General features: G+C 35.8%; 1 protein-coding gene. It reads right to left on the bottom strand.

Translation table 11 applies throughout. The annotated features are described in order from the left end of the window. On the bottom strand, nt 1–195 hold a 195-nt coding region (locus Q4528_RS13620; RefSeq protein ID WP_303522082.1), incomplete at its 3' end, for a hypothetical protein. Between the last annotated feature and the right edge of the window lie 84 nt (nt 196–279).

Below are 279 nucleotides of genomic sequence, written 5' to 3'. Positions count from 1 at the left end.
GATCTCTATCGATCCGGTTGTTTCTAATGCATCTTCAAGTTGAGTATTTTGCTGAGTTGTAGCGCAAGCGCTGACGGTGAGAGTAGCGGCGAGAATAAACGCAGTTCGCATGTTTAGTCCTTTAATCACAGTGAAAATCGTTATCTTTCTACAGGTTATCCAATTAATGAAATTGGTTGTCCATTTTGTAGCCATGCGTTAAATATATCAAGCTGTAATGTTATTTTACTTTTATTAATGAGGCGTTAATTGATTCTATTTGGTTGAACAATTTTTAAG

Origin of the sequence: Staphylococcus pasteuri (assembly GCF_030547725.1) — a bacterium.
GTDB lineage: Bacteria > Bacillota > Bacilli > Staphylococcales > Staphylococcaceae > Staphylococcus > Staphylococcus pasteuri.
This window is presented reverse-complemented; position numbering and strand designations above follow the sequence as displayed.